12 protein-coding genes are annotated in these 12685 nt (G+C 63.8%); 11 read left to right on the top strand and 1 reads right to left on the bottom strand.

Annotated features, from left to right (window positions below; genetic code table 11):
• From ACVWWJ_RS14000 to ACVWWJ_RS13965, 8 genes are all read left to right on the top strand, one after another.
• Positions 1 to 783: a P-loop NTPase family protein gene (locus ACVWWJ_RS14000; RefSeq protein WP_200851731.1), complete on the top strand. Its 783-nt coding sequence runs from the start codon at positions 1 to 3 to the stop codon at positions 781 to 783.
• A gap of 63 nt (positions 784 to 846) precedes the next feature.
• A complete protein-coding gene (locus ACVWWJ_RS13995) occupies positions 847 to 2211 on the top strand; it encodes an outer membrane beta-barrel protein (protein WP_456968361.1) in 1365 nt (454 codons plus the stop codon).
• A gap of 1 nt (position 2212) precedes the next feature.
• Positions 2213 to 2989, top strand: coding sequence for a serine aminopeptidase domain-containing protein (locus ACVWWJ_RS13990; RefSeq protein WP_456968360.1), 777 nt, complete (start codon positions 2213 to 2215; stop codon positions 2987 to 2989).
• A complete protein-coding gene (locus ACVWWJ_RS13985; RefSeq protein ID WP_456968359.1) occupies positions 2986 to 3828 on the top strand; it encodes a dienelactone hydrolase family protein in 843 nt (280 codons plus the stop codon). Before ACVWWJ_RS13990 ends, ACVWWJ_RS13985 begins: the two co-directional genes overlap by 4 nt.
• A complete protein-coding gene (gene galE / locus ACVWWJ_RS13980; RefSeq protein ID WP_159893223.1) occupies positions 3825 to 4829 on the top strand; it encodes a UDP-glucose 4-epimerase GalE in 1005 nt (334 codons plus the stop codon). Before ACVWWJ_RS13985 ends, galE begins: the two co-directional genes overlap by 4 nt.
• Complete coding sequence (locus ACVWWJ_RS13975) at positions 4826 to 6538, top strand: hypothetical protein (RefSeq protein WP_456968358.1); 1713 nt, start codon at positions 4826 to 4828, stop codon at positions 6536 to 6538. The genes galE and ACVWWJ_RS13975 overlap by 4 nt, the downstream gene beginning before the upstream one ends.
• Positions 6535 to 8082, top strand: a complete 1548-nt coding sequence (locus tag ACVWWJ_RS13970) for an oligosaccharide flippase family protein (RefSeq protein WP_456968357.1) — start codon at positions 6535 to 6537, stop codon at positions 8080 to 8082. The genes ACVWWJ_RS13975 and ACVWWJ_RS13970 overlap by 4 nt, the downstream gene beginning before the upstream one ends.
• Positions 8079 to 9212, top strand: a complete 1134-nt coding sequence (locus ACVWWJ_RS13965) for a GNAT family N-acetyltransferase (RefSeq protein WP_456968356.1) — start codon at positions 8079 to 8081, stop codon at positions 9210 to 9212. The genes ACVWWJ_RS13970 and ACVWWJ_RS13965 overlap by 4 nt, the downstream gene beginning before the upstream one ends.
• 6 nt (positions 9213 to 9218) lie before the next feature.
• Here ACVWWJ_RS13965 and ACVWWJ_RS13960 read toward each other — a convergent pair whose 3' ends face one another.
• Complete coding sequence (locus ACVWWJ_RS13960; RefSeq protein WP_456968355.1) at positions 9219 to 9779, bottom strand: hypothetical protein; 561 nt, start codon at positions 9777 to 9779, stop codon at positions 9219 to 9221.
• Between the two features lie 198 nt (positions 9780 to 9977).
• On the opposite strand from ACVWWJ_RS13960, the gene ACVWWJ_RS13955 reads away from it, so the two are divergent.
• The 3 genes from ACVWWJ_RS13955 to ACVWWJ_RS13945 all read left to right on the top strand — a co-directional run bounded on the left by ACVWWJ_RS13955 (position 9978) and on the right by ACVWWJ_RS13945 (position 12559).
• Entirely contained in the window at positions 9978 to 10802 is an 825-nt protein-coding gene (locus ACVWWJ_RS13955) for a TIGR04325 family methyltransferase (RefSeq protein WP_456968354.1), read from the top strand.
• Between the two features lie 39 nt (positions 10803 to 10841).
• Positions 10842 to 11219: a hypothetical protein gene (locus ACVWWJ_RS13950; RefSeq protein WP_456968353.1), complete on the top strand. Its 378-nt coding sequence runs from the start codon at positions 10842 to 10844 to the stop codon at positions 11217 to 11219.
• Positions 11220 to 11290: 71 nt separating this feature from the next.
• Positions 11291 to 12559 carry a TolC family protein gene (locus ACVWWJ_RS13945; protein WP_456968352.1) on the top strand — a complete coding sequence of 423 codons (1269 nt, stop codon included), beginning with the start codon at positions 11291 to 11293 and terminating at the stop codon, positions 12557 to 12559.
• Positions 12560 to 12685 lie beyond the last annotated feature (126 nt).

Below are 12685 nucleotides of genomic sequence, written 5' to 3'. Positions count from 1 at the left end.
ATGAACAAACTGGCCGCGGACAACACAGACTTCAGCGACATGCTCGCCGACCGTCATGGCGAAGACCACCATGGCGACAGCCATGCCACCCCGAGCCATTCGATCGCGCGGATGCGCGAGGAAGCCGGCGCACTTGCGCCGATCGACTGCGAACGCAAGCGCCTCATCCATCGTGAAGAGTCGGTGCGGCAGCAGTCGGACGCCTTCCGCGGCATCCGCACGCGGTTGCTCGAGATGGCAGGCGAAACTAATTTCATCACCCTCGTCGTGGCCGTGAGCCCGCGTTCGGGCAGTAGCTTCGTTACTCGCAACCTGGCAGCGGCGTTCGCCTTCGACGAAGCCAAGACCAGCCTGCTGGTGGATTGCAACCTCCGCTACCCGAACCAGCACAAGGCACTTGGCGTGGAAGCCCGGACCGGTGGACTCATCGACTTCCTGGAACACCCTTCACGCGGTATCGCATCGATCATGTACCACACGGGCGTGCCCCGTCTGCGCCTCATTCCGGCGGGCAAATCGCGTGAGAACAGTGGCGAATATTTTTCCTCGTTCCGCATGCGTGCCGTGCTCGATTCGCTGCGTTGCCGGTATCCGGATCGTTATCTGTTCCTCGACGGGCCGCCGGTCAAGGGCTCGCCCGACGCACGCATTCTCGCCGACCTCGCCGACTTCGTCGTCATCGTGGCTGGCTACGGGCGCGATACGCCGGCGTCGATCAACCAGGCCGTCGCCAATTTCGATCCCGCCAAGCTCGCGGGTGTGGTTTTCAATCAGTCGCCGTAAGGACGACGCTCGCGTGGAACGGCCGGCAGGCGTTCCACGGACACAGGGGCTAAGGGAGGGAACATGCCGGCATCGACAAGGCTCGCCCGTGCGATCGTGATCGGGCTCGCGTCGGCACCCACCATGGCGCTCGCGGGTACCTTCGATTACACGGTCTACGCAGGTCTCGAACACAGCAACAATATCGCCTTGTCTTCCGACCAGCCGATCAGCGAGAGCGTCTTTACGCCTGGCGCGACCTTCCAGTACACCCAGCTTGGCTCTACCTTCCAGGCAAATGTCGCTGGCACCCTGGAATACCGCAAATACCTGCAGAACGATTTTGACTCGCAGTTGCAGACCCAACTGGCCGCGCAGGCCAACTGGACAGCGATACCGGATCGTCTTGATTTTTCGCTGGAAGACTATGCCGGTGTGCAGCCGGTGGACCAGTTGTCCGCCAATTCACCGGATAACCAGCAGCAGACCAACGTCGTCGTGGTCGGTCCGACGCTGCATATGCGCTTCGGCGATGCCGCACGTGGCCAGGTCGAATTGCGCTATATCGACAGCTACGCGTCAAAGGTCGATGAGTTCGACTCCTCACGCGCGCTCGCCGCCTTTCGCGTCTTTCGCGACCTGTCGCCTACCGACACGCTTTCCGGAAACGTCGAGTTCCAGCGGGTCGACTTCGACAAGCAGCCGAGCAGTGCGAACTACGACCGCAAGGAAGCCTACCTGCGCTACACAAGCAATCTGGCTCATTTCGATGCAGATATCCTGGTCGGTGGCACGCGCCTGAACTTCGACGAGGGTCGCGATGCGACCTCACCCCTGGTCCGGCTGCAGATCGGTTGGCAGCCGACGGTACAGAACTCACTGAGTGTGGCAGGCACCTATCAGTACGCGGATGCAGCGCAGGACATCATCACGACGCCGGGCCTTCTGGCAGCCAATGGTGATGTCGCGGATCGCGCGGAAGCCCTCGACCCCTTCGCCAACACCGGCGGCCTCGGACGCGGCAGCGCGACTGGAATTGGTACCGGTAGCGCGGTGATCGGGTCGGATGTCTATAAGGAGAAGCGGTTCGAGGCGAACTGGAGCTGGCAGCAGCCACGCCTGAGCGTGACGGTGTCGCCGTCGTACAGCCAGCTTCGTTACCTCTCCGACAACACGTTCGACCAGACCGAGAAGAGCATCAGTGCGGGCGTCGGTTACCGGCTCAAGCCGACCATGACGCTTACCGCGTTCGGTACTTACGACCATACCCAGTACGACTCGTTCGATCGCAAGGACAAAACCGTGCGCCTGGGCCTGGATCTTGGCCAGCAGTGGAACCGGCACTGGAGCTGGCATGCCTCGGTGGCGCGCGAGCGCCGGACCAGCGATGCGATCGGCCAGAGCTATCACGAAACCGAGTTTTTCGTCGGCGTGGTCTACCGGAGGTAACATGCGCCAGGAAGCTGAAATCCCGTTCTTCTTCGGGCCGGATGCCGGCCTGTTCGGCATGTATCACGCGCCGGCCGTACCGGCACGCCGCGCCATGCTGATGTGCCCGCCGCTCGGACAGGATCTGATCCGCTGCCATCGGCTCTACCGTCAGCTCGCGCAGTCGCTGGCCGAAGAGGGGATGGCGGTATTGCGCTTTGACTATCACGGCACGGGTGACTCGGCCGGTAGCAGTGGCGAGGTGGACTGGATGCGCTGCGTGGCCGACACCGCTGCCGCCGCCGCTGAGCTTCGTCGGCGTGCGGGTGTCGATCGCGTGGTTGCCTTCGGCGCGAGGCTGGGCGGCAGTGTCGCCCTGTCGGCTGCCGCGCAGGCGCACTTCAGTGAGGTGATCGCGTGGGACCCCATCCTCGACGGCGATCATTACGTGGCGGAACTCGACGCCATGCAAGCGGCGCTACGCGAGGACGCCAGTCGTTTCAACCAGCCACGCAGTCACACGGATGTCGCAGAGCAGTGGCTTGGCTTCGACATCGGTGGGACGTTGCGTCATCAACTTTCCGACCTGCGTGTCGCAGGGGCTAATGTCCCCACGTTGGTCCTCGACTCGCTTCCGGCCACGCCAGAACCACGCTGGGATCGCATCGTGTCACAGCGCGGCAGGGTCGCGGCCATTACCCCGTCGACACCCTGGGACGACCTGGAGCGTCTGGAATCGGCGATTCTTTCGCATCCGCTTATCCAGGCCGTGACCGGCCGGATGAAGGAGGTCGCATGATGCGCGAGGAAGCCCATCGCTTTGGTCGGTCCCGCCATCTGGTCGGTATCGCCGGTGTTCCCGAAGGCGCGCGTGGCGAGACCGGTGTCATCGTGCTCAATGCGGGCCTGGTGCATCGTATCGGTCCGTTCCGGCTGCACGTGGAACTGACCCGTCAGCTCAACGCCGCGGGCTATCCGACGCTGCGCTTCGATCTCTCGACGCTCGGTGACAGCGCTGCCAGCGGCGGGCAACAGACCCGCACGCAGGCGGTCTGCGCCGATGTCGACGATGCCATGAAGCTCCTGAGCGAGCGTGCGGGGTGCGAGCGCTTCGTGCTTGTCGGCCTGTGTTCGGGTGCGCAGAACGCTCACGTGGTAGCGGCGACGGATCCGCGCGTCGCCGGTGCCGTGTTCCTCGACGGCTATGCCTTCCGCACCCTGGGCTACAAGCTCCGGCACTACCTGCCACGGCTGGTCGACCCGGCTCGCTGGGCGCGCCGGTTGATGCGCCGCGCTGGCGGTGACACAGCAGCTGCCCTACCCAAGGTGGCGCAGCCGGTTTTCGCCGTGGCGCCCGCACCGCGTGACGAGGTCATCGCCGATTTCACCGGCATGGTCGAGCGTGGCATGAAGCTCTACCTGGTGTATTCCGGTGGCATCAGCAACTACTTCAACCACGCGCGGCAGTTCCGCGAGTGCTTCGGCAAGGTGATGAGCCATCCGGCAGTCACGACGCGTTACGCCGCCGAGACCGATCACACCTACATCCTCACCGGCGACCGTGCCCGACTGCTCGACGGCATCGGCGGCTGGCTCTCACACAACTTCCCGCCGGCAAGCGCCGGGAGGCACCCATGAATACGGTCCTTGTCACCGGTGGCGCCGGCTATATCGGCAGTCACACGGTGCAGCAACTGGTCGCCCGTGGCGATCGCGTGGTGGTGATCGACAACCTCTCGACCGGCTTCCGCGAAGCGGTGCAGGGCGCTGCCTTTGTCGAAGGCAACGTGGGTGACTGCGATCTCGTGTCGCGGACGCTGGAGACGTACCAGGTGGATGCCGTGCTGCACTTCGCTGCGCACACCGTGGTCCCGGAGTCGATGAGCGACCCGCTCAAGTATTACGGAAACAACACGTGCAATACGCGCAACCTGCTTGCCTCGTGCGCGCAGGCTGGCGTGGATAAGTTCATTTTTTCGTCGACGGCGGCAGTCTATGGCACGACCGACGCGGGGGTGGCGGACGAAAACACGCAGACCCGACCGATCAATCCATACGGCACCTCGAAGCTGATGTCGGAGACCATGTTGCGCGACTGGTCGGCGACCGGCGCGGTGCGCCACGTGATCCTGCGCTACTTCAACGTGGCCGGCTGCGACCCGTTGGGTCGCATCGGGCATTCGACGCCGGAAGCTACGCTGCTGATCAAGGTGGCCTGCGAGCACGCTGTCGGCAAGCGGCGCTCCATCTCCATCTATGGGACGGATTACGACACGCCCGACGGTACAGGCGTGCGTGATTACATCCATGTCGAAGACCTCGCGGCGGCCCACCTGAAGGCGCTGGATCATCTTCGCGACGGCGGTGCCTCACTGACCCTCAACTGTGGCTACGGTCATGGTTACAGCGTGCGTGAAGTCGTCGATGCCGTGACACGCGTCGGCGGACACGCGCTGAACGTGATCGAGCTTCCCCGTCGGCCCGGCGATATCCCCAAGCTCATTGCCTGCAGTGACCGCTTGCGGCAGGAACTCGGCTGGACCCCTCGCTATGACGATCTCGACTTCATCGTGCGCACCGCCCTGACCTGGGAATATCACCTGGCCGGGGCTGACCTGCCCACCGCGTCGGTGGCATGAACATTCATTACCATCCGTCGCTGCGTCAGCGCAGGCGGGTCTTGCGCGAAGGCGACGCCGTGCCGGTCGCCACGCCGTCGTTTCCGCGCCACGTGCTCTTCGTGATCGGTTGTGTGCTTGCGCTGGCTGCCTCCCTCGCTTCGGAAGGGGCACGATCGGCCGAGGTGGGTGTCGTTGCCGCCCAGCGGATCGATGTGCGGCGTGTTGCGGGGCAGGGTGACAATTTGCCGGTTTCGGTGGGTATTCCTCTGCCGCCGGGCGCCCTTCGCGATACGGAGCACCTGCGCATCCTCGACGCCAAGGGCAAGGAAGTTCCCGCTGCGGTGACGCGCATGCTGACCTGGCACTTCCGTGACGGCAGCCTGCGGGCGGTACGTGCTGAATTCATGGCGTCTCCGGGTGCCTATTACTTTGAGCTGGGCCAGCCTCGCACGGCCGATCTGCCGGCGTGGCCGTATGCGCGTGATCTGGTCAAGGATCGGCCCGCTGCGCTGGGTACCCTGACGCCCGAATGGCTGACCGCCTCCCTGATCGCCGGTCCGCAATCCGTGGCCTCACACGACGAGCCGTATGCCCGGTATGTCGACGCCCAGTTCAAATGGGCTGCCGCTTTGCCGGTCAAGGACACCACGGCCTGGCTGTTCGACCGACCGTCCACGCTGTTCAAGGCGTATGTACGCACCGGTAGGGCCGACTACCTCGAGGCCGCCGAAGAAAGCTATCGCTGGTATATGGCTGGGATCAAGCGCGATGGCCCCGCCGTGAGCCCGATCTGCGGCGGCGGCTGGTTGCCCGATGGCAAGCCGTGCGACGTGAAGTACGTCTATATCGAATCCATCCTGCTCGCCGTCGCGCTGACCGGCGACGATTCCATGCACGACACCGCCACGGTCGGCAAGATGGCCGACCTGTGGAACAGCGGTGGCTGGAACGGAGCGCCGGGCGCTTACAAGCATCCGGATGACTATTTCACCGAACGCCTCGCGGGCCTGGGCCTGATCGAGACCGTGGCGGCTTTCGAACTGACCGGCGACAAACGTTATCGCGAGCGTATCGACGCCCGCGTGGGCTGGCTGAGCGATCAACAGCGTTCCAACCCCGATGGACTGGGCAATGACGGCTCCTGGCGGAACAGCTGGAACATCCACGAGAACGACCCGGGCGGCGCGGATGATGTGCGCGGCGCTTCGCCATGGATGAGCGAGAACATCGTCGACGGTCTGTGGCACGCATGGCTGGTGACCGACGATACGCGCATCCCGCCGATGCTCACGGCGTTTGGCGCCTACCTCGAGCGCTACGGCTGGATCGATCCGTCGCTGCTCGTGCATCCGCATGACTGGCGCAACGAATGCTCCGGCGCGGGCGGACAGATCGCCTGGTACTGGTCGTCGTCGCATGCGAAGACGGATGCCTTGATGAAGATCCAGGAGTCGGAGGGCTGGTACAGCGATGGCCACACCGTGGAACTCGGTCTTCCGGTGGCGGCGGCTTACTACTTCGAAAAGGATCCTGCGAAGGCCGCGGCGCTGAAGAAGCGCTTTGCCGCGCTGTCCTCGTCCTACAGCGATTCGTGCGCCTCCATCTCCGACACGCTGCGGCGTTTCAACTGGAATAACCGCGGCGCCGGCGTGGCGCAATGGATGATGAAACAACCGGCAGGCGCTGGACTTGCCCGCGCGTCCAACCCGCCCGGGAGCGCGCCGTGAACCGTCGCGTTGCCGTGTTGCGGAGCATCGGTATCGTCACGGTGTCGACGTATATCGAGTACGCGCTCGGCCTGCTCATGAGCGTGTGGATTGCTCGTTCGCTAGGGCCATCGGACTTCGGTCGCTACGCCTTCACCGTCTGGCTTTGCGGCTGGCTCATCGTCTGCTCGAATCACGCGCTCACCACGTCGTCGACCAAGTTCATCGCCGAGGCGGATGGCATGGGCGACCCGGGCCTGGCATCGAGCCTTGCCGCTCGGTTCTCGCGCATTCAAACGTACAGCTCGCTGGTCGTCATCGGGCTCTTTGCTGCGATCGCGTCCATTGCCAGCCCGGCGGAGTGGGGCACGTCGCTGCTGCCGCTCATGGTACTGGTGGTGATCGCTGTCGTTGCGAAATCGAACTACGCCGTGCTTGTCGCCATCGGCAAGGGCCAGGAGCGTTTCGAGCCCGAGGCTATCGCTACCGTGGTCGGTGGCATCGTCGGCATGATCTTCGTCCTCGGTGCGATGCTGCTGCATGCGGACCTGATCACCTTCGTGGCGCTGTTCGCGGTCGCGTGCCTGCTATTGAACCTCGTCAACCGGCTATGTTACCGACATTACTGCCGCAGCTTCGAGCCGGGGCCGATTCCGCCGGCGACGAATGCGCGGGTGAATCGGCACCTCAAGCTCACCGCCGTTCTTGTGCTGATGGGCTCGTTCCGGGTGGGTACCATCGAGGTGTTCCTGCTGAACACGTTCTCGGGGTCCGTGGCCGTGGGTTACTTCGCCATCGCAGGTACGCTGACGCGTGGCGCCGTACAGTTGTTCTCGGTGGGCCTCACGTCGACGCTGCTGCCTTACATGGCCAAGACGTTCGGCGAAAGCGGGACGGCTCGTGCGGCGCGTTTCCTTTCAGAAGCGACGCGCTTCTACTGGGCGGTTGGCATCGCCATCGCCGGGCTGGGACTGGTGACGACGCCGGAGATCGTCCGGCTGATGTACGGCACGCGCTATGTCGATGCGATTCCCGCCATCGAAGCGACCCTTGTCCTGGGCGGGCTACTGCTGATCGGTAACGGCATTGCCGCCTTCCAGACGGTCGTGGATCGTCAGGATGACCGTATTCGTATCGCCACCGTGGCCGTCGTGGCCAACGCGGTGTTTGGCATCGCGCTGATCCCGACCTTCGGGCTGGCGGGCGCGGTGATTACCTATGCCGCCACGCGCATCGTCGAGATGGCGTTGGCTATTCATTACCTCCGCAAGGCCACCAGCGGTGCCTTGCCGGTCGCCGCCATGGCCCGGCTGTTCGTCGTGGGTCTGGTCGCCACGGGGGCTGCCTGGGCTGTTACCGAGGCGACGCCCTCGCGTCTCGGCTTTCTGGTTGGGGTGGCGGTCTTCATTGCCGTCTATGCGCCAATGAGCGTCATTGTCCGCTACTGGACGGACGACGATCTCCAGTTGATGGCCGGCATCAGCCGCCGGCTTGGCCCACCGGGCCGCGTTTTCCTCCGCGCGCTCCAGTTCGTGCAGCCCTCCGTGGCGAAGGCCAGTCCATGACGTACCTGAGCGTGATCCTGCACACCGTCGACGAACTGCGCGCCTGGCGCGACGAACTGGCGGCCGTCGCCGAACTCCCTGGCGCGGCAAGCGGCATCGTGCAGCATCCGGACTGGATCGCTTTCGAAGTCGATAGCCGGCACGACGGCACGGTGCCGCATGTGATCGTAGTGCGTGACACCGCCGGACACGTGATCGGCTACGCCCCCTTGCTGGCGATCATGCACACCGCACGCCTGGACCTCGCCGGCCGCCGCGTTCGACTTTACAAGGGCGCTGCACTGCGCTTGCTCGGCGCGGGAATCGTGGCCGCCGAAGCTGACCGCGACACGGTCGGCCTGGTGGTGACCCGCCAGCTGATGGGCGACAACGACGTGAGCGTCGTCCGCATCCAGGAAGCCGACCTGCCGAACCGCTTCGCCGAGGCGCTCTCCCGCGGGGGCGGGTTTCGCACGGTGGCCGCGCATCTGCTCGACCAGGTGCAATGGTCGATCGAGCCGCAGGCTTCGTCCGAGGCATGGCTGGCCAGCTTCGACAAGAAGAAGCGTGGCGATCTCACGCAACGGGTTGGTCGTGCGTATCGCAAGCTAGGCGGTGACGCTGCGCTGCAGACGTTTGATCGTCCCGAGGACATGCCCGCCTATTGCCGGCTCATGAACGAGGTTTACGCGCGCACCTGGCACCATGCTGACCTGCCGACCGACTGGGAAGCGGCTGAGCGTGTCGCCCTGTTCACCCGGCTCGCTGCGGCCGGTCAGCTGATCGGGCACGTGGTGGTGAAGGAAGGGCGGCCGCTTGCCTATGTGCACGGGTACCTGCTCGGAGGCACCTATCTGGTCGACGACCTTGGGTATGACGAGGAGGTCGCCAAGGTGGGTATCGGGTCGGTCGCGACGTTCCAGGCTATTCGTGCGCTGATCGATCGTTTTCCCGGGCTGCGGGTCAGTTTTGGGTATGGCGATAATCAGTACAAACGACTGCTTTCGACCCGTTCCGAACCGTGTGGCTCGTTGTATGTGGTGCGCTCATCGGGCGCTACGGCGGGCTTTCGGATGTATGCCCCGGTACGATGGTTGTACCGGGGCTTGCATCGGGTGCGATCGGATATGCAGGCTCGACGGCAGGGGTAAACCGGGTTACCGGGAAGTCTCGATCTTTGCCAGTTCGACGATGGTCTGAAACCGGGTTGACCCAGGTTCCAGGGAGAAGAAGTTGTCGAGGCCGCACTGGGCGTTTCCGTCGCTACCGTGAATGAAAGAAACCTCAAGGCCCCAGACGTCGGCACTCAGCGGGATCTTCGAATTGAAGTAGTAACGTGGCGCGCCCAGGGCCCTATCGAACTCGTCAATCGTCTGATCATTGGCATCGAAGTAGCGGAAATGAAGCTTTGAACCCGCCGCTGAATCTTCGTGCCAACCGCTATGAATAAGTATTCTGACGCCGGCCTTCAGCTTGAAACGCACTTTCCCGGCTCCGTGCAACCGGAGAGATGTCCCATCACTGTGGGTCGACTCGCCAACCGGGGTCTTTACGAACGCGTGGTGACTCGACCCTTCCGCGCTGATTGACATCCACGCGGTCTCGATGGGCTGTGCTGTGACCGGCGTGTCGGGGTCGATTGTGTTGAAGCTTTCTTTCACTTCCGCGGGCGTACGGATTTCCATGTCGATCTCCTGCTCCGTCTTGTCGAGCGTCATCGCTCCGTTGTCTGTTTATCAGCGCCTCGGCGAGTCGTCCACGGCGATCGATACGCTTTATAGGAACGCATGATGCAATCGGTTGGTTTCTATCAACTCGCGAAAAATCCGTAGGTCGGACGACCTAGCGCGCCGGGTGTATATTCGGCAAATCGCCACCGGCGCATGCTGCCCCTGTCAAAGCTGCACGAGCCGCTTATGAACGCCCATGTCGACTCCACCCGTACGGAGGCGATGGCAAGGCTGCCGTTGTTACGCCAGTTCCAGGAAGCGCGGTATACCCGGCGATTCTTCGCCCACCATGCGCTCACGCATCACTTGTACCGGGGTGTCTTCGCGACCTTCGACGAGGCGCAGACGAGTATCCCGCCCGCTAACGTCAGTGGGTACGACAACACGGAGTCCGCGGAGCTTTACCGCGAGCGTACCCGGCGGATATTTATCAACGATTACCCGATGATCTATTGGCTCGGGCGTTGGTTCGCGGAGGGGGCGCATCGTGTCTTCGATATCGGCGGTCATATCGGGATCGCGTATTACGCCTATCAGAAGTACCTTTCTTACCCGTCGAGCCTTAGCTGGACGGTGATGGACGTGCCTGCCGTGAATGCGTCGGGCAGCGAGTGGGCGGTGGAACATGATCCTGCGCGGAGACTGCACTTTGCTGATGAGGTCAGTGCGGCCTCCGGATCCGATGTGCTGTTCGCGGCGGGGTCGTTGCAGTATCTGAGCTATTCGCTCGAAGACGCGTTAGGTTTCATGGAGGAGAAGCCGGCGTTCCTGCTGCTGAACTCCGTACCGATTCATATGCGCGAGTCGTATTTCACGGTGCAGAACATTGGGGTGGCCTGTTGCCCTTATGGGATCAGGGCGGAACGCGAATTCCTCGGGGGGCTCCAGGCCTTGGGGTATGAGCTGCTGGACCGGTGGGAGAATCCACTGCGGAGCTGCATTATTCCGTTTCATCCGGAGAAGTCGCTGGACCGGTATTTTGGGTTTGCGTTGAGGCGCCGGGATTCCTGACTTTTCACCCCCGTCCCGAAATGCCATCCTGTACGCGTCATGCGCATCTTCCCCGCCATCCGCCGCTTGCTCCACTGCCATCCCCTGCGCTTCCGTGCGCTGGCGGTACTCGCCGTGCTGCTCGTGGTTGCTGGCGGCATCCCGCGCTGGGTGATGCACGCAGTGGATGCGCAGCATGAAACCCTGTCGACGCAGTCCGTCGCCTGGGATGCCGATGAGCCGCACCGCGACGGTGACGGAGACCAGGCAGATACCCATGTTTGCCTGCATGCGCACTATTTCGGCGTTCAGCCCTGCACCTTGCCCGACACGTTAACGATGCAGGTGCGCACGCCGGTCGATGAGTTGCCGTTGGGTACGTATCGTCGTGCTCCCGACGCTCCGGCCATTCCTCCGCAGCGCCCTCCCATCGCCTGAAACCTTCCGATGTCCGACACCGTGCTACCCGCACGGTGGCGTCGATTCGTGACCGTTCTCAGGAAATTCTCATGTCTTACCTTCGTTCAGCGCCCTGGGGCGCTGTGTGCCTTTGTTTTTTTTCAACGGCGTTCGCATCGCCCGTCACTCCCGAGCCTGCCGGCGTCACGTCGGCGCCGCCAGCGCTGCGTGCCGCGCTGCACCAGCTCTGGGACAAGAGCCCACAAGTCGAAGCTGCCCAGGCGTCCTTAGAGGCCGCGAGGGCTCGCGCCAGGGCCGCGTCACAGCCGGTCTACAACCCCTCACTAGCCCTTGAAGGCGAGAACGCCGACGTCGATCGACGGACGGTGGGCCTCAGCCTGCCGCTGGATATCTCCGGCAAGCGACGCGCCCGCGTTATCGAAAGCGAAGCGGCCACCCGCGAAGCGGAAGTGCAGCTTCAACTGCAGGGACGTGATGTGGCGACGCGCTGGTTGAAGGCCTGGGCGTCCGCGCAAGGCTCGGCACGGCAAAGCGCACTCGGCCAGCGGCGGGTGCTGCTCATGCAGCGCTTCGACGAATTGGCTGCGCAACGGCTTGCCGTGGGAGACATCGGTACGTCCGAGCGCGATCTGGCGGCGCTCGGGTTGGCGGATGCGCGGATGCGTCAGGCGACGCTGGCAGGGCAGGAAGCCAGCGCGCGTGGTTTGCTTGCCAGCCTGGGACCAGGCACGCCGCTACCCGAGGCGCTTGATGTCACGCCGCCGCCAGCCGCGGTGTTCGCACCTCGTGCACTCGACGATCGCCCTGAACTGCAACTCGCAAAGGCAGGCCAGGACCGTGCGCAGGCGGGTATCGCCGTGGCAGACCGTGCGCGTCGCCCGGATCCCACGCTGAGCCTGACCGGTGGACGCGTCCGCAGTGGTACGCGCACCGACCAGGTCGTTGGCCTTGCTATCAGCATGCCGTTGCCTGTGTTCAACAGCGGGCGTGCCGATGTCGCCGCGGCGATGGCCGAGGCAGATGCCGCGACGGCGTCGCAACGGGTCGTCCGGCTTGAGGCCGCGGCGACGCTGGAGCAGGCGAGGGTGACTTATGAAGCCTTACGACTGGCTAGCGAAGGCGTGCGTGACAGTCGGGTCGATGCGCTGGATGCGCGTACTGAATTGCTTCATCGGCTGTGGCAGGCGAGTGAGCTGGATACCTCTGACTACCTTGTGCAACTCAACCAGAGTCTTGATACGGCGCAGGCGGGTGTGGGGTTGCAGGCGCAGGTCTGGGGGGCCTGGTTTGAGTATCTGGCGGCTGCGGCGCGGCTTGGGGATTGGATTGATGGTGGGGTTGAGGGGGTGGGGCTATGAATATTTTGCGGTGGTTGGTTGTGGGTGGGGTGGTGGTTTTGGTGGGGGCTATCGCCGCTGAAGCGGCTCCCACAACGGCGGCTCCTACAAAGGCGGCTCCTACAAAGGCGGCTCCCACAACGGCGG

The sequence above is a fragment of the Luteibacter sp. HA06 genome, assembly GCF_054061215.1.
Note: the sequence above shows the minus strand (reverse complement) of the source record. Positions and strands in the feature narration are given on the sequence as shown.

Coding starts and splice junctions, on each gene's coding strand:
- ACVWWJ_RS14000 (WP_200851731.1), top strand. CDS start 1: ATGAACAAACTGGCCGCGGACAACACAGACTTCAGCGACATGCTCGCC.
- ACVWWJ_RS13995 (WP_456968361.1), top strand. CDS start 847: ATGCCGGCATCGACAAGGCTCGCCCGTGCGATCGTGATCGGGCTCGCG.
- ACVWWJ_RS13990 (WP_456968360.1), top strand. CDS start 2,213: ATGCGCCAGGAAGCTGAAATCCCGTTCTTCTTCGGGCCGGATGCCGGC.
- ACVWWJ_RS13985 (WP_456968359.1), top strand. CDS start 2,986: ATGATGCGCGAGGAAGCCCATCGCTTTGGTCGGTCCCGCCATCTGGTC.
- galE (WP_159893223.1), top strand. CDS start 3,825: ATGAATACGGTCCTTGTCACCGGTGGCGCCGGCTATATCGGCAGTCAC.
- ACVWWJ_RS13975 (WP_456968358.1), top strand. CDS start 4,826: ATGAACATTCATTACCATCCGTCGCTGCGTCAGCGCAGGCGGGTCTTG.
- ACVWWJ_RS13965 (WP_456968356.1), top strand. CDS start 8,079: ATGACGTACCTGAGCGTGATCCTGCACACCGTCGACGAACTGCGCGCC.
- ACVWWJ_RS13960 (WP_456968355.1), bottom strand. CDS start 9,779: ATGACGCTCGACAAGACGGAGCAGGAGATCGACATGGAAATCCGTACG.
- ACVWWJ_RS13955 (WP_456968354.1), top strand. CDS start 9,978: ATGAACGCCCATGTCGACTCCACCCGTACGGAGGCGATGGCAAGGCTG.
- ACVWWJ_RS13950 (WP_456968353.1), top strand. CDS start 10,842: ATGCGCATCTTCCCCGCCATCCGCCGCTTGCTCCACTGCCATCCCCTG.
- ACVWWJ_RS13945 (WP_456968352.1), top strand. CDS start 11,291: ATGTCTTACCTTCGTTCAGCGCCCTGGGGCGCTGTGTGCCTTTGTTTT.